The 24,775-nt window shown below is 71.2% G+C and carries 26 protein-coding genes; 14 read left to right on the forward strand and 12 right to left on the reverse strand.

Annotated elements, in window-relative coordinates; genetic code table 11:
• Positions 1 to 85: 85 nt before the first annotated feature.
• From ACLZN2_RS20405 to ACLZN2_RS20415, 3 genes are read left to right on the forward strand one after another with little or no spacing between them, the layout of a single operon-like run.
• Positions 86 to 955 (forward strand): acyl-CoA dehydrogenase family protein, encoded by an 870-nt coding sequence (locus tag ACLZN2_RS20405; protein WP_416980023.1) that lies wholly within the window; start codon positions 86 to 88, stop codon positions 953 to 955.
• Positions 952 to 2,112 carry an acyl-CoA dehydrogenase family protein gene (locus tag ACLZN2_RS20410; protein WP_416980025.1) on the forward strand — a complete coding sequence of 387 codons (1,161 nt, stop codon included), beginning with the start codon at positions 952 to 954 and terminating at the stop codon, positions 2,110 to 2,112. Before ACLZN2_RS20405 ends, ACLZN2_RS20410 begins: the two co-directional genes overlap by 4 nt.
• Positions 2,113 to 2,130: 18 nt before the next feature.
• Complete coding sequence (locus ACLZN2_RS20415; protein ID WP_416980026.1) at positions 2,131 to 2,925, forward strand: enoyl-CoA hydratase; 795 nt, start codon at positions 2,131 to 2,133, stop codon at positions 2,923 to 2,925.
• Positions 2,926 to 2,943: 18 nt separating this feature from the next.
• On the opposite strand, the gene ACLZN2_RS20420 is transcribed toward ACLZN2_RS20415, so the two are convergent.
• A complete protein-coding gene (locus ACLZN2_RS20420) occupies positions 2,944 to 3,933 on the reverse strand; it encodes a helix-turn-helix transcriptional regulator (protein WP_416980028.1) in 990 nt (329 codons plus the stop codon).
• Positions 3,934 to 4,026: 93 nt separating this feature from the next.
• Between ACLZN2_RS20420 and ACLZN2_RS20425 the strand changes: the two genes are divergently transcribed.
• Positions 4,027 to 4,425 (forward strand): VOC family protein, encoded by a 399-nt coding sequence (locus tag ACLZN2_RS20425; protein ID WP_416980030.1) that lies wholly within the window; start codon positions 4,027 to 4,029, stop codon positions 4,423 to 4,425.
• Between the two features lie 36 nt (positions 4,426 to 4,461).
• Here ACLZN2_RS20425 and ACLZN2_RS20430 read toward each other — a convergent pair whose 3' ends face one another.
• The 7 genes from ACLZN2_RS20430 to ACLZN2_RS20460 form a co-directional block, all read right to left on the reverse strand.
• Entirely contained in the window at positions 4,462 to 4,986 is a 525-nt protein-coding gene (locus ACLZN2_RS20430; RefSeq protein ID WP_416980032.1) for a carboxymuconolactone decarboxylase family protein, read from the reverse strand.
• Positions 4,983 to 5,777 (reverse strand): SDR family NAD(P)-dependent oxidoreductase, encoded by a 795-nt coding sequence (locus tag ACLZN2_RS20435; protein WP_416980034.1) that lies wholly within the window; start codon positions 5,775 to 5,777, stop codon positions 4,983 to 4,985. Before ACLZN2_RS20435 ends, ACLZN2_RS20430 begins: the two co-directional genes overlap by 4 nt.
• Before the next feature lie 15 nt (positions 5,778 to 5,792).
• Positions 5,793 to 5,984: a ferredoxin gene (locus ACLZN2_RS20440; protein ID WP_359279387.1), complete on the reverse strand. Its 192-nt coding sequence runs from the start codon at positions 5,982 to 5,984 to the stop codon at positions 5,793 to 5,795.
• Positions 5,985 to 6,001: 17 nt separating this feature from the next.
• On the reverse strand, positions 6,002 to 7,387 hold the full coding sequence (locus ACLZN2_RS20445) for an ABC transporter substrate-binding protein (RefSeq protein WP_416980037.1): 1,386 nt from the start codon (positions 7,385 to 7,387) through the stop codon (positions 6,002 to 6,004).
• Between the two features lie 89 nt (positions 7,388 to 7,476).
• Positions 7,477 to 8,682 carry a CaiB/BaiF CoA transferase family protein gene (locus tag ACLZN2_RS20450; protein ID WP_416980039.1) on the reverse strand — a complete coding sequence of 402 codons (1,206 nt, stop codon included), beginning with the start codon at positions 8,680 to 8,682 and terminating at the stop codon, positions 7,477 to 7,479.
• A complete protein-coding gene (locus ACLZN2_RS20455; RefSeq protein ID WP_416980041.1) occupies positions 8,679 to 10,145 on the reverse strand; it encodes an aldehyde dehydrogenase family protein in 1,467 nt (488 codons plus the stop codon). Before ACLZN2_RS20455 ends, ACLZN2_RS20450 begins: the two co-directional genes overlap by 4 nt.
• Positions 10,142 to 10,873 carry an SDR family oxidoreductase gene (locus tag ACLZN2_RS20460; RefSeq protein ID WP_416980043.1) on the reverse strand — a complete coding sequence of 244 codons (732 nt, stop codon included), beginning with the start codon at positions 10,871 to 10,873 and terminating at the stop codon, positions 10,142 to 10,144. The genes ACLZN2_RS20455 and ACLZN2_RS20460 overlap by 4 nt, the downstream gene beginning before the upstream one ends.
• A gap of 166 nt (positions 10,874 to 11,039) precedes the next feature.
• On the opposite strand from ACLZN2_RS20460, the gene ACLZN2_RS20465 reads away from it, so the two are divergent.
• Positions 11,040 to 11,846, forward strand: a complete 807-nt coding sequence (locus ACLZN2_RS20465) for a TauD/TfdA dioxygenase family protein (protein ID WP_416980045.1) — start codon at positions 11,040 to 11,042, stop codon at positions 11,844 to 11,846.
• Between the two features lie 31 nt (positions 11,847 to 11,877).
• Here ACLZN2_RS20465 and ACLZN2_RS20470 read toward each other — a convergent pair whose 3' ends face one another.
• Positions 11,878 to 13,080, reverse strand: a complete 1,203-nt coding sequence (locus ACLZN2_RS20470) for an RNA-guided endonuclease InsQ/TnpB family protein (RefSeq protein WP_416980047.1) — start codon at positions 13,078 to 13,080, stop codon at positions 11,878 to 11,880.
• A 146-nt stretch (positions 13,081 to 13,226) separates the two neighbouring features.
• Between ACLZN2_RS20470 and ACLZN2_RS20475 the strand changes: the two genes are divergently transcribed.
• The 6 genes from ACLZN2_RS20475 (at position 13,227) to ACLZN2_RS20500 (ending at position 19,132) form a co-directional block, all read left to right on the forward strand.
• Positions 13,227 to 14,582, forward strand: a complete 1,356-nt coding sequence (locus tag ACLZN2_RS20475; RefSeq protein ID WP_416980049.1) for a cytochrome P450 — start codon at positions 13,227 to 13,229, stop codon at positions 14,580 to 14,582.
• Positions 14,579 to 16,249, forward strand: coding sequence for a thiolase C-terminal domain-containing protein (locus tag ACLZN2_RS20480; protein ID WP_416980051.1), 1,671 nt, complete (start codon positions 14,579 to 14,581; stop codon positions 16,247 to 16,249). The genes ACLZN2_RS20475 and ACLZN2_RS20480 overlap by 4 nt, the downstream gene beginning before the upstream one ends.
• Positions 16,246 to 17,157 carry an alpha/beta hydrolase gene (locus ACLZN2_RS20485; RefSeq protein ID WP_416980053.1) on the forward strand — a complete coding sequence of 304 codons (912 nt, stop codon included), beginning with the start codon at positions 16,246 to 16,248 and terminating at the stop codon, positions 17,155 to 17,157. Before ACLZN2_RS20480 ends, ACLZN2_RS20485 begins: the two co-directional genes overlap by 4 nt.
• The gene (locus ACLZN2_RS20490; protein WP_416980055.1) at positions 17,150 to 17,653 is read left to right on the forward strand and encodes a DoxX family protein; all 504 of its coding nucleotides are present in this window, start codon (positions 17,150 to 17,152) and stop codon (positions 17,651 to 17,653) included. Before ACLZN2_RS20485 ends, ACLZN2_RS20490 begins: the two co-directional genes overlap by 8 nt.
• 4 nt (positions 17,654 to 17,657) lie before the next feature.
• Positions 17,658 to 18,458 carry an NAD(P)-dependent oxidoreductase gene (locus ACLZN2_RS20495; RefSeq protein WP_416980057.1) on the forward strand — a complete coding sequence of 267 codons (801 nt, stop codon included), beginning with the start codon at positions 17,658 to 17,660 and terminating at the stop codon, positions 18,456 to 18,458.
• A 65-nt stretch (positions 18,459 to 18,523) separates the two neighbouring features.
• Entirely contained in the window at positions 18,524 to 19,132 is a 609-nt protein-coding gene (locus ACLZN2_RS20500) for a TetR/AcrR family transcriptional regulator (RefSeq protein WP_416980059.1), read from the forward strand.
• On the opposite strand, the gene ACLZN2_RS20505 is transcribed toward ACLZN2_RS20500, so the two are convergent.
• From ACLZN2_RS20505 to ACLZN2_RS20515, 3 genes are read right to left on the reverse strand one after another with little or no spacing between them, the layout of a single operon-like run.
• Positions 19,033 to 19,956: an NAD(P)-dependent oxidoreductase gene (locus ACLZN2_RS20505; RefSeq protein ID WP_416980061.1), complete on the reverse strand. Its 924-nt coding sequence runs from the start codon at positions 19,954 to 19,956 to the stop codon at positions 19,033 to 19,035. The genes ACLZN2_RS20500 and ACLZN2_RS20505 overlap by 100 nt on opposite strands.
• Positions 19,953 to 20,333 (reverse strand): carboxymuconolactone decarboxylase family protein, encoded by a 381-nt coding sequence (locus ACLZN2_RS20510; protein WP_416980063.1) that lies wholly within the window; start codon positions 20,331 to 20,333, stop codon positions 19,953 to 19,955. Before ACLZN2_RS20510 ends, ACLZN2_RS20505 begins: the two co-directional genes overlap by 4 nt.
• 11 nt (positions 20,334 to 20,344) lie before the next feature.
• Positions 20,345 to 21,784 (reverse strand): aldehyde dehydrogenase family protein, encoded by a 1,440-nt coding sequence (locus ACLZN2_RS20515; protein WP_416980065.1) that lies wholly within the window; start codon positions 21,782 to 21,784, stop codon positions 20,345 to 20,347.
• Positions 21,785 to 21,904: 120 nt separating this feature from the next.
• Here ACLZN2_RS20515 and ACLZN2_RS20520 point away from each other — a divergent pair, with 120 nt between their 5' ends.
• From ACLZN2_RS20520 to ACLZN2_RS20530, 3 genes are read left to right on the forward strand one after another with little or no spacing between them, the layout of a single operon-like run.
• The gene (locus ACLZN2_RS20520) at positions 21,905 to 23,164 is read left to right on the forward strand and encodes an aromatic ring-hydroxylating oxygenase subunit alpha (protein WP_416980067.1); all 1,260 of its coding nucleotides are present in this window, start codon (positions 21,905 to 21,907) and stop codon (positions 23,162 to 23,164) included.
• A 32-nt stretch (positions 23,165 to 23,196) separates the two neighbouring features.
• The gene (locus ACLZN2_RS20525) at positions 23,197 to 23,526 is read left to right on the forward strand and encodes a hypothetical protein (protein WP_416980069.1); all 330 of its coding nucleotides are present in this window, start codon (positions 23,197 to 23,199) and stop codon (positions 23,524 to 23,526) included.
• Positions 23,526 to 24,773: an amidohydrolase family protein gene (locus ACLZN2_RS20530; protein WP_416980071.1), complete on the forward strand. Its 1,248-nt coding sequence runs from the start codon at positions 23,526 to 23,528 to the stop codon at positions 24,771 to 24,773. Before ACLZN2_RS20525 ends, ACLZN2_RS20530 begins: the two co-directional genes overlap by 1 nt.
• Positions 24,774 to 24,775 lie beyond the last annotated feature (2 nt).

Here is a 24,775-nt window from a genome sequence, read left to right on the forward strand (position 1 = left end):
AATTGCGCTGTCTCAGAAACAAGACTCTTACTTCCCGATAGTGAGAATGTTATTCTCGCACGGCGCGTACGGAGGGAGGCTGGGCGTGGAGTTCGAACTCGACGACGAGCAGCGGCTGCTGCGGCGCACGGCGCGGGAGACGGTCGCCAAGGTGCGCGGCAGGCCCGAGCGGGAGCAGTGGGAGACCTATCTGCGCCTCGGCTGGCTGGAGGCGCCCCCGCTGGAACTGTCACTCATCCTGGAGGAGTTGGGGTACGCCGCCGATCCCACCCCCTTCCTGGCCACCGCCACCTGGTTCGCCCCGCTGACCGGACGGCTCCCCGAGGGCAGCGGCACCGCCGTCTTCGACGGCCTCGGGCGGTACGTCCTCGACGCCGACCGTGCCGACGAGGTCGCCCTGCTCACCCCGGACGGCGTCACCGTCGTACGCGGCACCGAGCTGGCCGCCGAGCGGATCCCGGTCCTCGACCCGAACCTCCATGTGGCGCGGGTGGAGTCCGGCGCCGTGGTGGCTTCCGGCGCCCTGGTGGCGGGCGTGCCCGACCTGGCGCTCACCGGACTCGCCGCCACCGCGGTCGGCGCCTGCCGCCGGGTCCTCGACCTGGTCCTCGTCCATGTGAAGCAGCGGGTGCAGTTCGGGCGGCCGATCGGCTCCTTCCAGGCCGTCAAGCACAAGGCCGCCGACCTGCATGTGGCGATCGAACGCGCCCGTGCCCTCACCCACTTCGCCGCCCTGACGATCGCCGAGGACGACCCCCGCAGCACCCGTGCCGCGCACATGGCCAAGGCGGCGGCGGGGGAGTGCCAGCGCCTGGTCTTCCGCCACGGACTGCAGCTCTTCGGCGCGATGGGCTTCACCTGGGAGAACGAGCTGCAGTTCGCTCTGAAGCGGGCCCAGGCCTGCGATCTGCTCCTCGGCACCGCGTCAGCCCACCGGAAGGCGTTGCTCACATGATGAAACTGGCCGACGATCCCCAGGTCACCCGGTTCCGCGCCGAGTTCGCCGCGTTCCTCGACGCACAGCTGCCCGCAGAGGGAGAGGCCCGGGAGCGCTCACGGTCCAGCGCCCATGTCCCCGACTGGGCCCGCCGCTGGCAGCGCACCCTGTTCGACCACGGCTGGCTGCTCCCCGGCCAGCCGCCCGAGTACGGCGGCCGCCATGCCACCCTGCCCCAACAGCTCGCCCATCTGGAGGAGTTGGCCGACCGGCGGATCTACCACAGCTTCAACCCTCAGGGCCTGGGCATCATCGCCGCCTCCCTGCTCACCTTCGGCAGCGAGGAGCAGAAGGCCCGCTGGGCGGTGCCGATCCTGCGCGCCGAGCTCACCGCCGCGCTCGGCATGAGCGAACCCGAGGCGGGCTCCGACCTGGCCTCGCTGCGCACCCGGGCGGTGCTCCAGGGCGATGTCTTCGTCGTCGACGGGCAGAAGATCTGGACCTCCGGCGCCCACGACGCCGACGTCCTGCTCACCTTCGTGCGCACCGACCCCGACGCGCCCAGGCACAAGGGGATCAGCGCCCTGCTGATCCCCACCGACACCGAGGGTGTCGTCCGCCGCCCCTTCGGCTCGATCGCCGCCGAGGACGACCTCGACTTCAACGAGGTGTTCCTCACCGGCGTCCGGGTGCCCCGCGAGAACCTCGTCGGCCCCCTGAACGAGGGCTGGCGGGTCGCCAACGGCTCCCTCGGCCATGAACGCACCCTGCTCTGGCTGTCGTACGCCGAACGCCTCGCGGACCTGGTGCGCGACGCCGCCGGTACCGGTGGCGACCAGGAGTGGTACGCCACCCTCCAGATGGACCTCCAGGCCCTGCGCCTCCTCGGCCACCGCCGGCTCGGCCGGGACCGCGACCCCGCCGAGATCTCGGTGCTGAAGCTGCTGGGCTCCGAGGCCGTCCAGAGCGCCTCCCTGTACGCCCTGGAGGCGGCGGGCGCCGACGCGCTGCCGCACCCCGTGCTCACCGGCCCGCACCACCACATGAACAACGAGGACTTCGTCTCCAGCTGGTTCGAGCGCTACGCGCGCAGTTTCGCCGGCACCATCGCGGGCGGCACCAGCGAGATCCAGCGCAACATCATCGCCGAGCGCATCCTCGGCCTGCCCCGCTGACCATTTCCAAGGAGCGGCATGGACCAGATCCTGTACGACGCCGAGGACGGCATCGCGACCATCTCCCTGAACCGCCCCGAGGTCGCCAACGCCCAGACCATGGCGCTCCTCGACGATCTCGACGCCGCCTTCACCCGAGCCGCCCGCGACGAGGACGTACGGGTCGTCGTCCTGCGCGCCAACGGCCGGCACTTCTCCGCCGGCCACGATCTGAAGGACCGCTGGCCGGGCCCCGGCGAGATCACCCTGGAGTGGATCTACGACGCCGAGACGCGCCGCTATCTGGAGTACTCCCTGAAGTGGCGCAACCTGCCCAAGCCCACCATCGCCGCCGTGCAGGGCAAGTGCATCGCCGCCGGGCTGATGCTGTGCTGGCCCTGCGATCTGATCGTCGCCGCGCAGAACGCCGAGTTCTCCGACCCGGTGGTGCACATGGGCATCGGCGGCGTCGAGTACCACGGCCACACCTGGGAGCTGGGCCCGCGCAAGGCCAAGGAGATCCTCTTCACCGGCCGGCCACTGACCGCCCACGAGGCGGAACAGGTGGGCATGGTCAACAAGGTGGTCCCCCTGGAGGACCTCGACGCGTCCGTCCGGGAACTGGCCCACCGCATCGCCCGTATGCCCCCCTTCGGCCTGCGCCAGGCCAAGCGCGCCGTCAACCAGACCCTCGACGTCCAGGGCTTCTACGCCGCCCTCCAGTCCGTCTTCGACATCCACCAGACCGGTCACGGCAACGCCCTCAGCGTGGACGGCTTCCCGATCCTGACCCGGCTGGAGGAGATGAAGCAGCACGTCAGAGGGGGCTCATGAGCTCACGGTTCCTCGTTGTCAGGCTTGGCGGGCGTAGGACGTGAGGCGATCGGCGAGCGCGGTGACGAGGTCGCGCAGTTCATCGGGCCGCTCGATGACGAACGGCCGGTCGAGTGCGGCGAGTACCGGAGGCAACCAGTCGAGCCGCTCCGCCCGCAGCTCGACGCGCAGCCAGCGCTCGGTCGCCCGGTCCTCGCCTGCCACGGGCGCGTCCTCCGCCAGGCTCGCGACGCCGGCGGGAAGGTGGACGCGGATCTGCTCAACGGTGCCGTGGATCCGCAAGGTCACCTCGTGCCGGTACTCGGCCGTGGCGAAGGCTGACAACAGGCGCTGTGCCGGACCGGGACCCACGGGCTCTTCGAACGAGCCGGGCAGGGTCCGCGCGTCCGCGATGCGATCGAGCCGGAAGGTTCGGTCCTCGCCGATCCGCGCGTCCTGGCCCGTGACGTACCACCGGCCCGCATGGGCGACGACCCCGTACGCGTGCAGCGTGCGTTCACTGCGCCGTCCGTCACGGTCGGTGTAGCGGATCGAGACCGGTCGGCGATGGCGCACCGCATCGGCGATGGTGAGCAGGACCTCGGCGTCCGGGGTGTCGAACTCACCGGGCTGATCCGTGAAGGCGAGAGCTTCCAGGAGTGTGTCGAGCCGACGGGCGATGTGCTGGGGCAGCACCCGCCGGATCTTCGCCGATGCCGTCTCGCTCGCCGTGCGCTCCGTCGTCGTCAGCCCTGTTCGGCGGCCGGCGACCAGGCCGAGCAGCACGGCCAGCGCCTCGTCGTCGCTGAGCATGAGCGGAGGCAGGCGGTACCCGGGGGCGAGCCGGTACCCGCCGTAGCGGCCGCGCACCGATTCCACGGGCACGTCCAGGTCGATCAGCTGGTCCACGTACCGGCGCACGGTGCGCCCCTCGACGCCGAGCCGGTCGGCGAGTTCGGCCACCGTCCGGGTGCCGCCCGACTGCAGCAGCTCCAGGAGTGTCAGCACACGGGCGGTCGGTCGGGGCATGTCCTCAGCCTAACGCCAATACAGGACCGATTCTGACCACTATTTCTCCTAGCCTGCGACGTGCACGCCTCCAGCACAGCCAAGGAGATTCCCATGGACTTCGTCTCGGTCCGCATCATCACCAGCGACGTCGCGCGCCTCGTCGAGTTCTACGAGCGGGCCACAGGGGCGCGGGCGACGTGGGCCACCGAGGACTTCGCCGAACTCAGGACCGCGGGCGCCACCCTCGCGATCGCCGGCACCCGCACCGTCCCGCTGTTCGCCCCGGGCTCCGCCCGCCCGGCGGACAACCACAGCGTGATCACCGAGTTCCTCGTCGACGACGTGGACCGCGTTCACCAGAACCTGACCGGCTTCGTCATCGACTTCGTCGCCGGGCCCACCACGATGCCCTGGGGCAACCGGTCGCTGCTGTTCCGCGACCCCGACGGCAACCTCGTCAACTTCTTCACCCCCGTCACCCCGGCGGCCATCGAAAAGTTCGCACGCTGAGGGCCCGAGTCGGCCGGGCGAACAAGTCGTACGTCCTCAGGTCTCGTCGAAGCCGCCGTCCGCAAGGCCCTCGTCGAGTTCCAGGCCGAAGGTGTTGAACGCCATCGCCAGGGCCCCGTACGCGCCGACCGTGAAGACGAGGTCCATGAGCTGGTGCTCGTCGAGTTCCCCGGCCAGCTCCTCGTAGACGGGGTCGGAGAGGGTGGAGGTGGCGTCCAGTTCGTCGACGGCACGGTTGACCAGAGTCGGACTGCCCGTCCGTACCTCGGTCAACTCCTCCTCCGTCACCCCTGTCTGACGGCCCATCAGTACATGGTGCGCCCACTCGTACGCGCACCTGCGCCGCCACGCCACCCGCAGGATCACCAGCTCCCGGGTCTTCGGTGGCAGCGAGTTGCGCAGCAGCAGATGGGTGTTGAAGGTGAGGAACGCCTTCGCGAGCCGTGGATGGCGGACCAGCAGGCCCAGGGCGTTGGACGGCGGCACCTTCCGCCCGCCCGTCAGTGGCTTCAGGGCCTCGGCGTCCCAGTCCTCGTACGGAACCGGCGGCAGCCTCGTCATGTGTTGCGGCCCCCGTTCACCCCGAGGATCTGGCCGGTGATGTAGCCGGCCTCCTCGCTCACCAGGAAGGAGCAGGCCGCCGCGATGTCCTCCGGTCGGCCGACCCGGCGTACGGGGGTGCGGGCGATGTGGTCCTCGACGGAGCCGCCCAGCTGCTGCTTGCGCTCGGCGGTGCGCAGCATCGGGGTGTCGACGAAGCCGGGCGGGATCGCGTTGACGGTGATGCCGCGCGGGCCGAGCTCCAGGGCCAGGGACTTGGTCAGGCCGTTCACCGCGGACTTGGCGGCGACGTAGTGCGCCATGAAGGGCTGGCCGGAGTGGGCGCTGCTGGAGGAGATGTTGACGATCCGGCCCCAGTGGCCCTCCCACATGTCCGGCAGTGCCGACTGCACACAGTGGAAGACACCGTTGAGGTTGATGTCGACGACCCGCTGCCAGTCGGCGAAGGACAGCTCGCCGAAGCGGGTGAAGCCGTCCTTGCCGGCCGCGTTCACCAGCACCGAGATCGGTCCGAGGCGTTCGCGTACGGCGTCCATGGCCTTGTCGACCTGGTCCCGGTCGGTGACGTCGACCGTGAGGCCGTGGCCCTCCTCGGCCGGGACGAGGTCGAGGACGGCGACCTTCAGACCGTCGGCGGCCAGACGCCGCGCGATGGCCCGGCCGATCCCGGAGGCGCCGCCGGTGACGACCGCCGTCCTGACCGGCCTGGCCGCGTTGGCGGCGTTGGCGGCGTCGGCGATGTCGGGGGTGTCGGGGGTGTCAGGGATATCGGGGATGTCGGGGGCGGTCAATTGGGGTGCCTCCTCTCAGAACACGCCGATGGCTCGCTCGGGGCAGGAGCGGACGGCCTCGACAACCGCTCCCTCCTGGTCCTCGGGCACCTCGTCGGTGACCGGTGTGGAGTGCCCGTCGATCTCGCTCAGCTCGAAGACCTCCGGGGCGCGCATGAAGCACAGGGTGTGGCCCTGGCAGCGCTCGGGGTCGACGCGTACCTTCACGGTGGCTCACCTCCCTTTCAGGTGACGTCGGCCAGGGACTTGCCGACGTCCGCGAGGGTGGCCGGCTTGCCGTAGTCGGCCTTGTACTTGTAGGTGGGGGCGTCGCAGCGGTAGACGCCGGTGGTCGGCTCGAAGTCGGCGAGCTGCCAGCCCTTCGCGGTCGCCTCGACGATCGTGTAGCACTTCGAGGGGAGGTCCGACCTGCTCAGATCGGTCGGGGCCTGGAGGCCGCCGCCGGTCCACGCGGTCTGCTTGACCGCGTTGTCGTACACGCACGTGCGGGTGAGTTCGGCGCAGTCCTTCGCGGCGGTGGCGAACAGCAGCCACGCGGAGAAGGCGCGCAGCACCGGGTAGGTGACCTGCTTGTCCGGCGCGTACTTCTTGAACAGGTCGATCACCTGCTGGGTGGCCGGGTTGTCGGCGGCGCTCTCCAGCGTTGCGGTGGCGAAGAGTTCGGCGTAGTTGTGCTGCTTCGCCAGGGCCGTGCCCGCGAGTTGGCGGAAGGCGGGGCCGTACGCGTTGCTGTTGGCGTCGATCCAGTCGGGGGTGTAGCCGATGTTGGTGAGCGCCTGCTCCAGCTTGGCGAGGCTCGCGAAGTCCCCCAGGAAGACCAGGCCCTTGACGCCCTTGTTCTTGAGGGACTGGGCGTACGGCGTCCAGTCGGAGACGCCGGCCGCGGGGTAGCGGTCACTGTAGGACACCTTGCCGCCGAGGCCGGCGATGGCCTCCTTGAACTGGCCGGACATCACCTTGGTGACGGGGGCGTCGCCGGAGATGATGCCGACCTTCCGCGCGGAGTCGGGGTACTTGTCCTTCAGCAGCCAGGTGTAGTAGCCGGCGTACTGGAAGTAGCCGGGGGCGGCGCCGCCGGAGAGGACCTGGAGGTCGGAGCCGATGGCGCCGATCTGGCTGGACTGGGCGGGGAACGCGGGCAGCAGGCACTTCAGACGGTCCTGCACGCCGAGGGCGTCCAGCGCGGAGCCGCCGCCGACCAGGGCGAAGTCGGACTTGCAGGCGTCCAGGACGGCTTGGCGGACCTGCATGAGCTTGCTGTCGCGGGTGACGGCGACGATCTTGCGGCCGTTGATGCCGCCCGCGTCGTTGCACCAGGAGGTGAACACCTTGGCGGCGTCCGGGAATTCGGAGTTCTTGGTGTAGCCGACGTCCGACATGACGCCGACCTGGACGCTCTTGTCGGTGACGCCCTGGACGGACGAGGACTTCGCGGTGCCGGGACCGCAGACGTTCTTCAGCGTGCCGAAGTCGGCCGAGGCCGCGGACGCCCCGGCGGCGGGCGTCGCCTTCTGCGCGGTGTCGGAGTTCGAGTCGTCGTCGGATCTGGTGGAGCAGCCGGCCAGCAGCACCGCGAGCACGGTGACCGAGCCGATGAGCAGCCTGCGCAAGGTGCCTCCTCGGGGAGCCCGGACGCCGTCGTCCGGGGGAGGGGAACTGCGGGATCGGAGGAACAGCCGGATCGGAGGATCAGCGGGTTTCAGGTGACCGCGCCGCTCGCCTTGAGGGCGAGGATGCGGTCCCAGTCGTAGCCGAGCTCGGAGAGGATCTCCTCCGTCTGCGCGGCGAACTCGGGAGCGGGGCCGAGGCGGGTGTCCTCGACGTCGAACTGGACGGGGCTGGCGACGAGTTCGAGCTCGCCGGCCTGTCCGATGTAGCCGTTGGCGCGCACCTGCGCGTCGGCGGCGGCCTGGAGGGTGTCCTGGACCGGGGCCCAGGGGCCGTCCAGGGCGGCGAGGTCCTTTGACCACTCGGCGAGGGTGCGGGTGGCGATCACCTCGCGGAGGATCTTCACCGCGTCGTGGGTGTGCGCGGCGATGGACCCGGCGGTGGCGAACCGGGGGTCGTCGGCGAGGTCCGGGCGGCCGAGGCAGTGGCAGACGTTCGCCCAGAACCTCGCGGGCTGGAGCATCACGAAGGAGATCCAGCGGTCGTCGGCGGTGCGGTAGAGGCCGGAGAGGGGGTTGGCCGGCGAGCCGTGGGCGCTCGGGGTGACGCCCTCCCAGGCGCGGTCGAGGTGGAGGGAGAGCCCGATGGAGTGGCCGAGCGCCCACAGCCCGCTGCCGAGCAGGGACACGTCGACGACCGGGGCCTCGCCGGTGCGCTCGCGGCGCAGCAGGGCGGCCGCGACGCCGCCCGCGAGGTTGGTGCCGGAGACGGTGTCGCCGTAGGCCGGTCCGGGCGGGCTGATCAGGCCCTCCGTGCCGGGCGGGGTGATGGAGCGGGCGGTGCCGGCGCGGGACCAGAAGGCGGTCATGTCGTAGCCGCCCTTGTCGGACTCCGGTCCGCGCGGGCCGAGGGCGCTGCCGCGGGCGTAGACGATCCGCGGGTTGACCGCGCGGATGTCGTCGACGTCGATGCCGAGCCGGGCGCGGGAGGCGGGCATGAAGCTGGTGAGGAACACGTCGGCGCCTCTGACCAGCTCGTACAGCACCTCGCGGCCGTCCTCGGTCGCCATGTCGAGGCCGAGGGAGCGCTTGCCCCGGTTGGCGTGGGCGACGTTCGGGTTGGGGTCGCCCTCCACCTTGAAGGTGCCGGTCTGGCGCAGTCCGCGCTGCGGGTCGCCGGTGACGGCGTGCTCGACCTTGACGACGTCGGCGCCCCAGTCGGCGAGCACGGCCCCGGCGGACGGCACGAAGCCGTACATCGCGACCTCCAGCACGCGGATCCCTTCGAGGGGCCTCATGCCGGGTCCTGCGGTACGACGACCCGGGCGAACGACTTCTCCTCCAGGAACTCCTCGAAGCCCGCCCGTCCGCTCTCCCGGCCGACGCCGGACTGCTTGTAGCCGCCGAACGGCACGTCGGGGGCGAAGTAGTTGCCGCCGTTGATGGAGAAGGTGCCGGTGCGGATACGGCGGGCGACGCGCAGGGCGCGGTCCTCGTCGGCGCTGTGGACGGCGCCGGACAGGCCGAACCTGGAGTGGTTGGCGATGCGGACGGCGTCCTCCTCGTCGTCGAAGGGGATCACCGCGAGGACCGGTCCGAAGACCTCCTCCTGGGCGATCTCGCTGTCGGGGTCGACGTGCGCGAGGAGGGTGGGCTCGTAGAACCAGCCGGGGTCGATCGCGTGGCCGCCGCGCACGAGGGTCGCGCCGTCGGCGACCGCCCGCCGCACCATGCCGTCGACCTTGTCGCGCTGCTGCTCGCTGATGAGCGGGCCCATGGAGGTCCTGGGGTCGGTGGGGTCGCCGACCTTGACGCGGTCGAGGCCGGCGGCGACGAGGGCCACGATCTCGTCGTGGTGGGCGCGCGGGACGAGGAGGCGGGAGGTGAGCGCGCAGCCCTGCCCGGAGTGGGAGCAGATGGTGAACGCGGCGAACATGGCCGACTTCGCGAAGTCCGCGTCCTCGAAGACGATCATCGCGGACTTGCCGCCGAGTTCGAGGAAGACCCGCTTCACGGTGTCCGCGGCGGCGGCCATGATCCTGCGGCCGACGGGGGTCGAACCGGTGAAGGTGACCGCGTCCACGTCCGGGTGGGTGGTGAGGAGTTCGCCGACCTCGGCGCGCGAGGAGCTGAGCACGCCCACGACCCCCGGCGGTATGTCGGTGTGTTCGGCGATGAGTTCACCGAGGGCGAGGGTGATGAGCGGGTTCTGCGGGGCGCCCTTGAGGACGACCGTGCAGCCGGCCGCGAGCGCGGGGGCGAGCTTGGCGAGGGCGAGCTGGTTGGGGTAGTTGTACGGCAGGATCGCCGCGACGACCCCGGCGGCCTCCTTCTCCACCCAGCGGTGGTGGCGCTGGCCGCGCGACTCGATCTCCCCGAGGTCCTCGCTGAACTCGTACTTCTCCAGCAGGTCGGCGTAGTACCTGACCAGGCCGATCGGCTCGTCGAGCTGGGGGCCGTGGGTGAGCTGGCGCGGAGCGCCCACCTCGGCGATGGTCAACTCGCGGAGTTCCTCGCGGTGTTCGTCGAGGGCCCGCTCCAACTGGCGCAGGCAGCGCAGCCGCAGCTCCCGGTCCGTGGACCAGCTCGTGGTGTCGAAGGCGCGGCGGGCGGCGGCGACGGCGGTCAGCACGTCCGCGGTGGTGGCGTCGGGGGCGTGGCCGAGCAGTTCGCCGGTCGCGGGGTTGTGGGAGGCGAAGGTGGTCTCCGCCGCGACCAGCTTGCCGTCGATCAGCTGCGACTTCACGAGGAGGGAGCTCACAGCCGCACCACCTGTCCGCCGTCCACCGCGACGATCTGCCCGGTGAGCCAGCTCGCGTCGTCGGAGAGCAGGAAGAGCACCGCGCCCGCCTGGTCGGCGGGGGTGCCCATGCGCTTGAGGGCGAGGTTCTGCACCATCGCGCCCCGGTGTTCCTCGGGGACGATGCTGCGGGTGGCCTCGGTGTCCGTCGGCCCGGGGGCGATCGCGTTGACGCGGATGCCGCGCCCGCCGAGCTCGGCGGCGAGGGAGACGGTGAGGTGGTTGATGCCGGCCTTGGCCAGCCCGTAGAACCCGGTGGGCTGGTAGGCGGCGGTGGACGACTGGTTGACGATCGCCGCGCCCTCCTTCAGGTGCGGCAGGACGGCGCGGGTCACATGCAGTGCGCCCAGCAGGTTCACCCTGAGGAAGCGGTCGAGGTAGTCGTAGTCGACGGTGACGATGCCCTCGCGGCGCATGCCGTGGAAGATCGCGGCGTTGTTGACCAGGTGGTCGATGCGCCCGAGTTCGGCGACGACGGTGTCTGCGAGGGCCTGCGCCGAGGCCGGGTCGGCGACGTCGACCTTCACGAAGAGGGCGTCGCCGATCTCCTTGGCGACCCGCTGCCCCTGCTCCTCGTTCAGTTCGGCGACGACGACCCTCGCGCCCTCGGCGGCCAGCGCCTTCGCGTACCCCTCGCCGATGCCCTGTCCGGCCCCGGTGACGATCGCCACCTTGTCCTTGAACCGCATCCCGCCTCCTAGTTCGGTCGGCCCCCGATGGTCAGACCCCGGATGTCCGGAAACTACATTCTCCATTTGAGCGAATCAAGGATCCGGACAAGAGAATCTAATGCTCTCCACTTCCCGTCACGACCATGATGAGAATATGGTTCTCGCGAATGGAAGGGGTGTTTCCATGATCGATTCGAAGGCCTTGAGCCCGTCGCTCGGGGTGGAGTTCACGGGCGTGTCCGATCCCCTCGACGACGCCTTCGTCGAACGCGCCGCCGAGGCCCTGAAATGGCGGGGAGTCCTGCTGGTCCGCGGGCTGCACCTCGACGACGAGCAGCAGCTGGCGTTCAGCCGGCGGCTCGGAGAGGTGGTCTCGCTCAGGGGCCGGGAGATCTTCCCGATCTCGCTCGACCCCGCGGTCAGCCGCACCGCCAAGTACCTGAAGGGCGCCTTCTACTGGCACCTCGACGGCACCACCGACGACGTGCCCGTCAAGGCCACCACGCTGACGGCCCGTCATGTCGCGACCGTCGGCGGCGGAACGCAGTTCGCCAACACCTACGCCGCGTACGAGAACCTGCCGGAGAAGGACCGTGAGCGGTACGAGAACCTGCGCGTGGTGCACAGCTTCGAGGCCTCGCAGCGGCTGGTGAACCCGGACCCGACCGAGGAGGAGCTCGCGGCCTGGCGCTCCCAGCCCACCCACGAGATGTCCCTCGTCTGGCGGCGCCGCGACGGCCGGCGCTCCCTGGTCACGGGCACCACCGCCGACCATGTCGTGGGCATGGACCCCGAGGACGGCCGCGCCCTGCTGGACGAGCTGCTGGACTTCAGCACCCAGGACCGGTTCCGCTACACGCACGACTGGACCGTCGGCGACCTCGTCGTCTGGGACAACACCGGGATCCTGCACCGGGCGCTGCCGTACGACGAGAACTCCGAGCGGCTGCTGCACCGGACGACGGTCGTCGGCGAAGAGGCCTTCGGTTGACTTCCTCCCCCTCGTGAACCGAGGGGGATTCCTACGGCTCGCGCCGTGGGGTTTTCTGCTTCGTCGCCGACTGCCCGCCCGGAGTTCTCCGTTGAGGTCTTACACCGGCTCCACAGACTGTCACCGCCAGCCCGGCGGCCAGAAGGTTCTGCGCCGCGTTCACGTCCCGGTCATGGGTCGTGCCGCAGTCGCACGTCCAGGTGCGGACGTTCAGCGGCATCCTGTCAGCCAGGGCGCCGCAGACGGAGCACAGTTTGGAGGAGGGGAAGAAGCGGTCCACCGCGATCACTTCCCGCCCATACCAGGCGGCCTTGTACTCCAGAAGGCCCCGGAACTCCGACCACGCCGCGTCGCCGATGGCACGGGCCAGGCTCCGGTTCTTGACCATGTTGCGTACGGTCAGGTCCTCGATCACGATCGTTTGGTTTTCACGAACGAGTCGAGTGGTCAGCTTGTGCAGCCCGTCCCGGCGGCGGTCGGCGATCCTCGCGTAGATCTTCGCGACCTTGCGCCGGGCCTTGCGCCGGTTGGTGCCGTCTCCCTTGGCCTTGCGGGACAGTTCCCGCTGGGCCTTGGCGAGCCGGACGCGGTCGCGGCGTTCGTGGCGGGGGTTGGCGATCTTCTCTCCGGTGGAGAGGGTCAGCAGGTGGTCCAGGCCGACATCGACGCCGACCGCCGCGTCCGTGGCGGTCAGTGGCTTGACGGACGGGTCTTCGCACAGCAGAGAGACGAACCAGCGCCCGGCGCTGTCCTGCGACACCGTCACGGTGGACGGCTCCGCCCCCTCGGGCAGAGAACGCGACCACACGATGGCCAGGGGCTCCGCCATCTTCGCCAGAGTCAGCTTCCCGTCACAAAAGCGGAAACCGCTGGTGGTGTACTGGGCGGACTTCCGCGACTTCTTCCGGGACTTGAAGCGCGGGTACTTGGCTCGCCTGGCGAAGAAACCGGTGAACGCACTCTGCAAGTGCCGCAGCGTCTGCTGCAACGGCACCGACGACACCTCATTGAGGAACGCCAGTTCCTCAGTCTTCTTCCAGGCCGTCAGCATGGCCGAGGTCTGGTTGTAGTTGACCCGCTCCTGCCGCGCCCACGCCTCGGTACGGGCCGCGAGCGCCAGGTTGTAGACCTTCCGCACGCACCCGAACGTGCGCGACAGCTCGGCCGCCTGCGCATCGGTCGGATAGAAGCGGTACTTGAACGCCCGCTTCACGCACGTCTCGGTCACGCTCACAAACTAGCGAGCCAGTGCGTAAAGATTAAAACTGCCGGTCAGAGCACTGCGATCCGCCCTGGCGGCGCATCGCAGCCCCTTGACCCGCTCCGCAGGAGTCCGTTTCCTCTCCGCCCTGAAGGGCGGAGTATCCACGGAGGAATCAGATGACCGATGACGACGAGACCCGCAAACACCCCCGCGTCCACTTCGACCGGCACGCCCACGAGTACCGCGACCGGTTCGAGGAGGAGACCCGCTCCTTCCACGAGGGCTGCCCGCTCGCCTGGTCCGACACCTACGGCGGGCACTGGGTGGCCGCGGGCAACCGCGAACTGCTCGCCTTCGCCCGCGCCCAGGAGAAGCTCTCCAACGACCACGACGTGCACGGCGAACGCCGCGGCTACCAGGGCATCAACATCCCGGCCCCGGCGCGCGGCCGCGGTATCCGGGGCGGCTTCCTGGAGATGGACCCGCCCGAGCAGCGCGCCTACCGCAATGCCCTGAACCCCTATCTGTCCCCGGCGGCGATCGCCCGCTGGATCCCCTTCATCGACGAGGTGGCCCGAGCCTGCCTCGACGAGCGGATCGAGTCCGGCCGGATCGACTTCGTCGACGACCTCGCCAACATCGTCCCCGCCGTCTTCACCCTCGCCATGATGGGCATCCCGCTGAAGAAGTGGGAGCTGTACAACGAGCCCGCCCACGCCGGTGTCTACACCCCGCCCCACTCCCCGGACATGGCACGGGTGATCGAGGCGCACATGGCCATGATCAAGGACATCGGCGCCACCCTTCACGAGGTGCGGGCGAACCCGCGCCCCGGTCTCGCCGACGCCCTGGCCCGGATGGAGATCGACGGGGAGGCCCCGTCCGACGGCGATCTCGTCGGCGCGCTCGCCCTCCTCATCGGCGGCGGCTTCGACACCACCACCGCGCTCACCGCCCACGCCCTGGAATGGCTCTCCCAACACCCGGGCGAACGGGACCGGTTGAGCCGGGAGCGGGCGACCCTGCTCGACTCGGCGACCGAGGAGTTCCTGCGCTACTTCACCCCGGCGCCCGGCGACGGCCGTACCGTCGCGGAGGACTGCGAGATCGCCGGCAAGGAGTTCCGGGAGGGCGACCGGCTGTGGCTGTCCTGGGCGATGGCCAACCGCGACCCGGCCGTCTTCCCCGACCCCGACCACGTCGACCTCGCCCGCCCCGGCAACCGCCACACCGCCTTCGGCCTCGGCATCCACCGCTGCATCGGCTCCAACGTGGCCCGTACGGTGTTCAAGCGGATGCTGCTCCAAGTCCTCGATCGCGCACCGGACTTCGTGTGCGATCCCGAGGGCGCCGTGCACTACGAGACCATCGGCGTCATCCAGGGCATGCGGCACCTCCCCGCCACCTTCACCCCCGGCCCCCGGCTCGGTCCGGGCCTGGAGGAGACCCTGGTGACCCTCCAACGGGTCTGTGACGAACAGGGGTTGGCGGAGCCGGTCACCGTGCGCAAGGCGGAGGCGAAGGTCCGTTGAGCCCGCAAGCCGAGCACACCGCCCGTCCGCAGCCGGTCGTGTCCCAGGAGACCGAGTTCTTCTGGACCTCCGGCCGCGACGGGCGGCTGCGCTTCCAGGCCTGCACCGCCTGCGAGGCCCTCGTCCACCCGCCGCAGCCGGTGTGCCGACAGTGCCGATCCCACGACCTCGCGATCCGCGAGGTCTCCGGCCGCGCCACGCTCATCGGCTTCACCGTCAACCACCGCTTCCCCTTCCCGGGCCTGCCCACCCCGTTCGTCCTCGCCCAGGTCGCCGTCGAGGAGGACCCCCGGGTGCGCCTGACCACGAACGTGGTCGACTGCGCACCGGAGGACCTGTGGATCGGCCTGCGCATGGAGGCCGTCTTCGAACGGGCGGGGGAGACCTGGCTGCCCCTGTTCCGCCCGGCCCCCGACCAGCCGCCCCCGGCCGAGCTGCCCCCGGACGACCCGCCCCCCGAGCGCGTCGGCGCGTGCGTCCGCCCGCCGGTGAGCCCCCGCAGGTTCGAGGAGCGGGCCGTCATCAGCGGCGCCGGCGCCTCCCGCCTCGGCCGGCGGCTGATGGTCCCGCCCCTCGAACTCACCGTGGAGGCCTGCGAGAAGGCCGTCGCCGACGCCGGACTCACCCTCGACGACATCGACGGCCTCTCCACCTACCCCGGCGGCGGCGCCTACGGCGGTTTCGCCGAAGGCGGGGTCACCGCCCTGGAGTCCGCCCTCGGCATCCGTCCCGTCTGGCACAACGGCGCCGGTGAGACCTTCGGTCCCGGCGGCTCCGTCATCGCCGCGCTGCTCGCCGTCGCCGCAGGACTCGCGCGGCATGTGCTGTGCTTCCGTACGGTGTGGGAGGCGACGTACGCCGAACTGATCCGCCAGGGCCGCATCCGCATGCCCCAACCGGCCGGTCCCGAGGGCTGGTTCAAGCCCTTCGGCGCGGTCTCGCCCGCGATGATGCTGGCGATGAACGCCCAGCGGCACATGCACCGCTACGGCAGCACCCGCGAGACCCTCGGCTGGATCGCGCTCAACCAGCGGGCGGGCGCCGCCCTCCACCCGGACGCCGTCTACCGCGACCCGCTCACCATGGACGACTACCTGTCCGCCCGCACCATCACCACCCCCTTCGGCCTCTACGACTGTGACGTCCCCTGCGACGGCGCCACCGCCGTCGTGGTGTCCGCCGCCGAGACCGCACCCGACCGGCCGAAGCCCGCGATCAGGATCGAGGCCGTCGGCACCCAGATCGTCGAACGCCCGGAATGGGACCAGGCCACCCTCACCCACGAACCCCAAGTGCTCGGCCAGGCCGCCCACTTGTGGACCCGCACCGACCTGCGCCCCGCCGACGTCGACGTGGCGCTGCTCTACGACGGCTTCACCTTCAACTGCCTGTCCTGGCTGGAGGCGCTCGGCTTCTGCGGTATCGGCGAGGCCCGCGACTTCCTGGACGGCGGCAAGAACATCGCCCGCGACGGGGTGATCCCGCTCAACCCGCACGGCGGACAGCTCTCCCACGGCCGTACCCACGGCATGGGCCTGCTGCACGAGGCCGTGGTCCAGCTGCGCGGCGAGGGCGGCGCGCGCCAGGTGGCGGGCGCGCGCACGGCCGTGGTCTCCAGCGGCGGGCTCACCCCCGGCGGCGTACTCCTGCTCAGGACGGACGGATGACCTCACTCGGACCCGAACTCACCACCGCCGTACGGCGACAGGTCGTGGACGTGCACGGCGTGCCCGCCTCCGCGCTCGTCGCCGCGGCACCCCGCCCGCAGGCGGTGATCGTCGCCCTGCACGGCGGCGCCACCACCTCCGCCTACTTCGACCACCCCGGCCACCCCCGGCTCTCCCTGCTGCGCACCGCGGTCGCCGCCGGCTTCACCGTGATCGCCCTCGACCGTCCCGGCTACGGCAGTTCGGCCGGACACGAGGAGCGGATGCGCACCCCCGAACAGCGCACCGACTTCGCGTTCACGGCCGTCGACGCGCTGCTGGAAGGCAGGGAGAGCGGGGTCGGCGTGTTCCTGTGGGCGCACTCGGCGGGCTGCGAGCTCACCGTGCGCATGGCGAGCGACCCGCGCGGCGCGGACCTGCTGGGCGTGGAGCTCGCCGGGATGGGCCGGACGCACCACCCCAACTCCCTGCGGGCGATGGAGGAATGGCGCCGCGACCCGTCCCGCACCCGGCCCAACCTGCGTCGCGTCCTGTGGTATCCGCCGCACGCCTACCCGCCGGACGTGCACGGCGGCCGGGGCATCGGCGCGGCCTCGCCCGCCTACGAGGGCCACCGCGAGAACTGGCAGGCGGAGTTCGCGAGCCTCGCCGCACGCGTTCCGGTGCCGGTGCATCTGACCATCGCCGAGTACGAGCAGGTCTGGCTGAGCGGCCCCGAGGGGCTGGCCGACCTCGCCTCGATGTTCACCGGCGCGCCCCGCGTCGTACGGCACGAACAGGCGGGCGCGGGCCACAACACCAGCGTCGGACGCACCGCCCTCGCCTACCATCTGCATGTCCTCGCCTTCGTCGAGGAGTGCGCGCTGGGGGTCCAGGCCTTGCCCGGGGTGGAGGGCCGCCATGGGTGAGGCCTCGGACGCGGCCCTGCTGGCCGTGCGGGTCGTCCTCGGCGCGGTCATGGCGGCCCACGGCTGGAACCACTGGCGCGGAGGCGGCGGCATCACCGGCACCGCGGGCTGGTTCGCCGGCCTCGGCCTCACCCGCCCCCGGCTGCAGGCCTGGCTGAGCGTCCTCACCGAACTCGGCGCGGGCGCCCTGCTGTTGGCGGGCTTCCTCACACCCCTGGCCTGTGCGGCGGTGCTGTCCGTGATGCTCGTCGCGGGCCTGCTCGCGCACCGCCGCAACGGCTTCTTCGTGTTCAAGGAGGGTTACGAGTACGTCCTCGTCCTGGGCGTCCTCACGCTCGCGCTGAGCGCGTGGGGGCCGGGGAGGTACGCGCTCGACGAGGCGGCCGGCACCGGTGTCACCGGCTGGGCGGGCGCCGCGCTGACCGCCGGGGTGGGCGTCGTGGCCACCGCCGGACTGCTGGCCGTGTTCTGGCGGCCCCGGACACAGGAGGACTGAAGGGATGCGCGTCGGCTTCATCGGCCTGGGCAGCCAGGGAGCGCCCATGGCCCGCAGGATCGTCGAGGCGGGCTTCGAGACCACGCTGTGGGCCAGACGCCCCGGGACCCTCGCCCCCTTCGAGCGCACCCCCGCCCGCACCGCCGCCTCGCCCGCCGCGCTCGGCGCCGCAGCCGATCTGGTGTGCCTGTGTGTGGTCGACGACGGCGACGTGCTCGGCGTGGCCGAGCAGGTCCTCACGGGGCTGCGTCCCGGCGGCTGCCTCGTCGTGCACTCCACCGTCCACCCCGACACCTGCCGCCGCCTCGCCGAGCGGGCCGCCGCCCAACAGGTCACCGTCCTCGACGCCCCCGTCAGCGGCGGCGGCCGGGCCGCCGAGCAGGGCACCCTGCTCGTCATGGTGGGCGGCGAGGAGAAGGCGTACGACAGCTGCCGCCCCGTCTTCGAGACCTACGGCGACCCCGTCGTCCACCTCGGCCCCACCGGCTCCGGACAACTCGCCAAACTCCTCAACAACCTCCTCTTCACCGCCCAGTTGGGCTTGGCCGCCGACACCCTCGCGCTCGGCGACCGCCTCGGCCTGGACCGGGACGGCCTAGGCCGGATCCTCCCGCGCGGCAGCTCCGCCAGCTTCGCGCTGGAGCGCGTCGTCGACGCGGGCGGCACCCTGGACCGTATCGCCGCCCACGCGGGCGGACTGCTCGCCAAGGACGTACGGCTGCTCACCGACGTCGCCGGCCCGGACGCCCCGGGAGCCGCCGCCCGGGACGCGGCCCGCGCCGCTCTCTCCGCGATGGGTCTGTGAGGAACATCCCGGAATCGGTAGGGTGTGCGAGCACCCGTCCAACGGCGGAAAGGGGCAGCTCCGTGGTGTGCGCACGGCGTGAGGTCATCCTCGAGGCGGCGCTGGAGGTGTTGGCCGACCGAGGGTTCAAGGGCACCTCGATCGACGCCGTCGCCGAGCGCGCCGGGCTCACCCGGCAGGGCGTCCTGCACTACTTCCCCAGCAAGAAGCGGCTGCTCCTCGAAGTGCTGGAGCTGCGCAACCGGCTCGCCCGGGAGAATCTGGCCGACCGCAGGGTGGGCGAGGACTGGGCCGGCGACTTCGCCGAGGCCGTCGCCTTCGAACAGCACCACCCGTCCCTCGCCCGTGTGCACAGCGTCGTCATGGCCGAGGCGGTGACCGGCCAGGAACCCGCCCGCGGCTATGTCCGCGACCGCTGCCGCACCCTCCAGGACCATCTCGCCGAGCACCTCGCCGCCCGATACGGGGACCGGCTGCCCAGCGGCCTGGACACCCGTACCGGCGCCACCGCGCTGTTCGCCCTGGTCGAGGGCATCCACCAGCTGTGGCTCGCCGACCAGGACGGCGACGAGCGCTACCCGGAGGTCGTGCGCGAGGTGCTGTCCGTGCTGCTGGGTTCCGACACGGGGCCGCCGGTCTGCGAGGACTCCGCAATGCCCGCGGTGAAGGGGTAGATCCGTGTGAAGTCCGCCCCCGGTTCCTGCCGCGCGAACGCCTCCCACACCGCCTCCGTCACCCCCGCGACCGCCGCCGCGCCGCCCAGTCCTGCGGCCTCGCGCAGATAGAGCCGTACGTCCTTCGCCATCAGCGTGTTGCTGAACCCCGACGCGTACCGCCCGGTCAGCACCTCGTCGGGGAACTTGTCGGCGGTGGCCCCGCTGCGGCCGCTGGCGGCGTTGAGGACGTCCACCATCACCGCAGGATCCAGCCCGGCCGCCGTGCCGAAGGCGACGGCCTCGCTGGTCGCGGCCAGCGAGGTGGCGGCCAGGAAGTTGTTGGCGAGCTTCAGCGCCTGCGCCTGCCCCGGCCGGTCGCCCACCCGGCGCCGGCGGTCGCTGAGCCCGGCGAGGACCGGCTCGACGTGCGCGCAGTGGTCGTCCGTACCCGCGTACATGACCATCAGGGTCCGCTTGCGGGCCCCGGCCGCCCCGCCCGACACCGGCGCGTCCACATGGGCGAGCCCCATCGCGGCCAGCCTGCGCGCCGCCGACACCCCGACCGTGGAGGTGTCCACGACATGCGTGACCCGCCGGTCGCGGACGGCCACGAGATCCCGTACCACCTCCTCGCACACCGTCCCGTCGGGCAGGCTCAGCACGGCGACGTCGGCACCCCGGGCCACGTCCGCGGGCCCCGGTGCCCAGCGGGCCCCCAGGGGTGTGCGGTCCGGGCCCGCGGTGTCGTACGCGAGGACCTCGAAACCGGCCCTCACCAGGTTGGCGGCCAGCGCGCCGCCCATGTTCCCGAGCCCGACGAAACCGACGACCAAGCCCTTCACACCCCCTCCCGCGCGGTGCGCACCTCACGGATGACCGAGCGGGCCGCGTTCCCGGCCGGCGCACCGCAGTACGCCGTGATCTGGTACAGCAGCTCGTTCACCTCGTCGTCGGTCACACCCGTGTTGGCGGAGGCCCGCAGATGGATCCGGAACTCGTCCATCCGTCCGTTCGCCGCCGTCATCGCCAGCACCAGCAGACTGCGGTCGCGTTTGCTGAGCGGCCCGCCGCGGGCCCAGACACCCCAGGCCATCGCGGTGAGATAGTCCTGGTACTCGGGCGGCACCGGGTCCCCGGGCGGGGCCGTCCGCCCGCCGTCGTCGCCGATGACCTCCGCGCGCACCGCCCGTGCGGCCCGCTGCCTGTTCTCGTCGTACATCCGCTGCCTCCTCACCAGAGCTGTGCGCTGACGGTCTTGAGCTGGGCGTACTCGTGCAGGGCGGCCAGCCCCTTCTCCCGCCCGTAACCGCTCCGCTTGTAGCCGCCGAACGGTGTCTCCACGGTCAACGGGCCGCCGTTGACGGCCACTTGCCCGGCGTCGATGCGCTCGGCGAGCCGCAGCCCGCGCGCCAGGTCGCCGCTCCACAAGGCCGCCACCAGCCCGTAGTCGGTGTCGTTGGCGAGGGCGAGTGCGTCCGCCTCGTCCCGGAAGGCCATGGTCACCAGCACCGGCCCGAACACCTCCTCGCGGGCGATACGGGCCGCCGGGTCGACCCGGGCGTACACGGTGGGCCGTATGTAGAGCCCGCGCGCGGCCGGACCTTCCGTGTACGGCCCGCCACCGGTCACCGCCCCCGGGGTCCCGGCCAGGAAGCCGAGCACCTTCTCGTACTGCGCCTCGGTGATCAACGGGCCGAAGTCCACGCCCGGTTGGAGTTTCTCCACGGCCGCGACCACCCGCTCCACCACCTCGTCGTGAACGGACTCCTCCACCAGCAGCCGGGTGGTCGCCGAGCAGACCTGCCCGGAGTTGGCCGCGAGCGCCGCCACGGCCGCCGCGACCGCCCGCTCCAGGTCGGCGTCCGCGAACACCAACAGGGGTGACTTGCCGCCCAGTTCGAGCGTGAGGGGGATCAGCCGCCCGGCGGCCACCTCGGCCAGCCGCCGGCCGGTGGCCACCGACCCGGTGAAGGCGAGCCGCCGCACCCCCGGGTGCGCGGCGAGCGCGGCCCCCGCCTCGGGACCGGTGCCGGTGACCACGTTCAGGACCCCGTCGGGCAGCCCGGCGCGGGAGGCGAGCCGGGCCAGGCGCAGGGTGGAGACGGAGGTGAACTCCGAGGGCTTGGCCACCACCGCGTTGCCCATCGCCAGCGCCGGGGCGAGCGCCCGGCAGGCCTGGTTCAGCGGCAGGTTCCAGGGGGTGATCACCCCGACGACGCCGTACGGCTCGTAACGGGTGTACGTGTGCACGCCCGCCCCCTGCTCGACGACCGAGCCCTGCCCGGCGGCCCGGACGACCCCCGCGTAGTAGCGGAAGTACTGCGCCGACAGATCGACCTCCAGCCGCAGCTGCGCCGGGATCTTCCCCGTGCACGCCCGTTCCAGGTCCATCAGGGTGTCGGCGTCGGCCTCGATCGCGTCGGCGATCCGGTGCAGCACGGCCGAGCGGCCGGCGGGGGAGAGGGCGGCCCAGCCGTGCCGGGCCCGTTCGGCCGCCGCCACCGCCCGGTCCACGTCGGCGGCCGTGCCCGCGGCGATCTCGTCACCTGGCTCGCGGGTGGCCGGGTCGAGCGTCGTGAGCCGGCTCCCGCCGTCCGGTGGTGCGTCTCCGCCGTCCGGTGGAGCGTCCCCGCCGTCGATCCAGTGCCGGTGGCGCGTGGTAGCGGTCACGTGCGTCCTCCCAGGGCCCAGACGTCTTGAGAACTCTGTCGACGATAAGCGGAAACGGTATTCTCCTCAAGAGAGATCGCTGTTATCTTGACGGGGTCAACCGACCGGAGGTTCCGTTCCATGGCGCACTTCCCGAAGCCCTCCGAGGGCAGTTGGACCGAGCACTTCGAGATCGACACCGAGCCGGTCTCCTACGCGGACTCGATCTCAGCCGAGTTCTACGAACGCGAACGAGACGCGATCTTCCGCCGGACCTGGCTGAACGTCGGCCGCGTTGAGCAACTCCCCCGCAAGGGCAGCTACTTCACCAAGGAGCTGGACGCGGCCCGCGCCTCCGTCGTCGTGGTGCGCGGCACGGACGGCGAGGTGCGCGCCTTCCACAACGTCTGCCGGCACCGCGGCAACAAGCTCGTCTGGGACGACTACCCGCGCGAGGAGACCAAGGGCACCTGCCGCGCCTTCACCTGCAAGTACCACGCCTGGCGCTACGACCTCGAGGGCAAGCTCACCTTCGTCCAGCAGGAGTCGGAGTTCTTCGACCTGGACAAGTCCCGCTACGGACTGCTGCCGGTGCACACCGAGGTCTGGGAGGGGTTCATCTTCGTCAACCTCGACCCCGACAACAGCCAGTCCCTGAAGGACTACCTCGGCAGGTTCGGCGAGGGCATCGAGGGCTACCCGTTCCACAAGCTCACCCAGGTGCACAAGTACCGCGCCGAGATCGGCAGCAACTGGAAGCTGTTCATCGACGCGTTCGCCGAGTTCTACCACGCGCCGATCCTGCACTCCGGCCAGTACGTCGCCGAAGAGGCCGCCAAGATCAAGAAGTACGGCTACGAGGCGCTGTCGTACGACATCGACGGCCCGCACAGCATGGTCTCCTCCTGGGGCGGCATCGCACCGCCGAAGGAGCGGGCCATGGTCAAGCCGGTCGAACGGGCCCTGCGCAGCGGTCTGTTCGGCGCCTGGGACGCCCCCGACATCGGCCTGACCACGGAGGAACTCCCGTCGGCCGTCAACCCGACCCGCAGCAAGGTCTGGGGCATGGACTCCTTCGTCTTCTTCCCCAACTTCATGCTGCTGATCTGGCGGCCCAACTGGGTGCTGACGTACCACTACTGGCCGACCTCGTACAACACGCACATCTTCGAGGGCACCGCCTACTTCGTCCCGCCGGAGAACGCCTTCCAGCGGCTCCAGCAGGAGCTCGCGGTGGTGTCGTTCAAGGAGTACGGGCTGCAGGACGGCAACACCCTGGAGGCCACCCAGACCATGCTGGAGTCGCGCACCCTGGACAGCTTCCCGCTGTGCGACCAGGAGGTTCTGCTGCGCCATCTGCACTCCACGGCACGCAGGTTCGTGGACGAGTACGCGAAGTGAGACGAGTACGCGAAGTGAGGGAGATCCCGGACATGGCCAACGTCTTTCCCGCCGAGTTCGCCGAGCTCGAACCCTTCGCCGACTGGGCGATCCACGGCGAACGGGCCCGCTACGCCAAGCGCGTCGCCGGCACGATGGAGGAACTCCAGGCCTTCTACGACGTGGCGTTCCCCCTCCTGGAGAAGGGCACCGCGTACCTGGAGAAGGTGCGGCTCGACGGCATCGGCGACGAGGACAGACACCTGCTGTGGGCGTTCTGTTCACTGATCACCGTCGCCTTTCCCGTCGAGGCCTGGGGGCAGCCGCGCGTCCCCGACAGCGGTCCGTCGAGCATCGACGCCGTCGTCGAACCGGCCGTGTGATGAAACGGCCGCCGGAACCACCGGTCCTGCTGCGGGCCGCCCGCCTCCTCGACGTCGACAAGGGCGAACTCGTCGAGCCCGGTGAGCTGTTGGTGGTCGGCGAGCGGATCGCCGAGGTCGGCCGGCCGGCCCTTCTGCCCGAGGGCACGGTGGTGCGCGACCTCGGGGACGTCACCCTGCTGCCGGGCCTGATGGACATGGAGGTCAACCTCTTCCTGGGCGGCCCCGACCACCGCAGTCCCCTCATCCCGGTCCAGGAGGACCCCGCCGTACGGACCCTGCGCGCGGTCGCCAACGCCCGCCGCACCCTCCACCACGGCTGGACGACCGTACGCAACCTCGGTCTGTTCGTGCAGACCGGGGGCGTGCTCCTGGACGTGGCGCTGAAGAAGGCCATCGACCTGGGCTGGGTCGACGGCCCCCGGATCGTGCCCGCCGGGCACGCGATCGCCCCGACCGGCGGGCATCTCGACCCCACCATGTTCCAGGCGTTCGCACCGGGCGTGCTCCCGCTGACCGTCGAGGAGGGCATCGCCAACGGTGTCGCCGAGGTCCGCAAGGCCGTCCGGTACCAGCTCAAGTACGGCGCCCGGGTGATCAAGGTGTGCGCCTCCAACGGTGTCATGTCGCACACCGGACCGGCCGGCGCCCAGCAGTACTCGGACGAGGAGCTGCGCGCCATCGTCGACGAGGCGCACCGGGCCGGGGTGAAGGTCGCCGCGCATTGCATGGGCGACACCGCGATCCGGGCCGCCGTCGAGACCGGCATCGACTGCATCGAGCACGGCTTCCTCGCGAGCGACGCCACCCTCGACCTGATGGCCGAACGCGGCACCTTCCTCGTCGCCACCACCTATCTCACCGAGGGCATGAACACCGCCCACGCCGCCCCCGAACTCCAGGCGAAGGCCGCCGAGGTCTTCCCGCGCGCCCGCGAGTCCACCGCCCGGGCGATCCGGCGCGGCGTCAAGGTCGCCCTCGGCACCGACGCGCCCGCGATCCCGCACGGCAGGGGCGCCAGAGAACTGCTCGCCCTGACCGACCGCGGCATGCGGCCGCTCGACGCGCTGCGCGCCGCGACCGTCGTCGCGGCCGACCTCATCGACACCGACGACCGCGGACGGCTGCGCGCGGGACTCCTCGCGGACGTCGTCGCCGTACCGGGAGACCCGCTCGCCGACCTGTCGGTCACCGAACGGGTGTGCTTCGTCATGAAGGGCGGGCGGGTGTACCGCGACGACCTGTAGAG

This window comes from Streptomyces sp. T028 (assembly GCF_048159505.1).
Classification (GTDB): domain Bacteria; phylum Actinomycetota; class Actinomycetes; order Streptomycetales; family Streptomycetaceae; genus Streptomyces.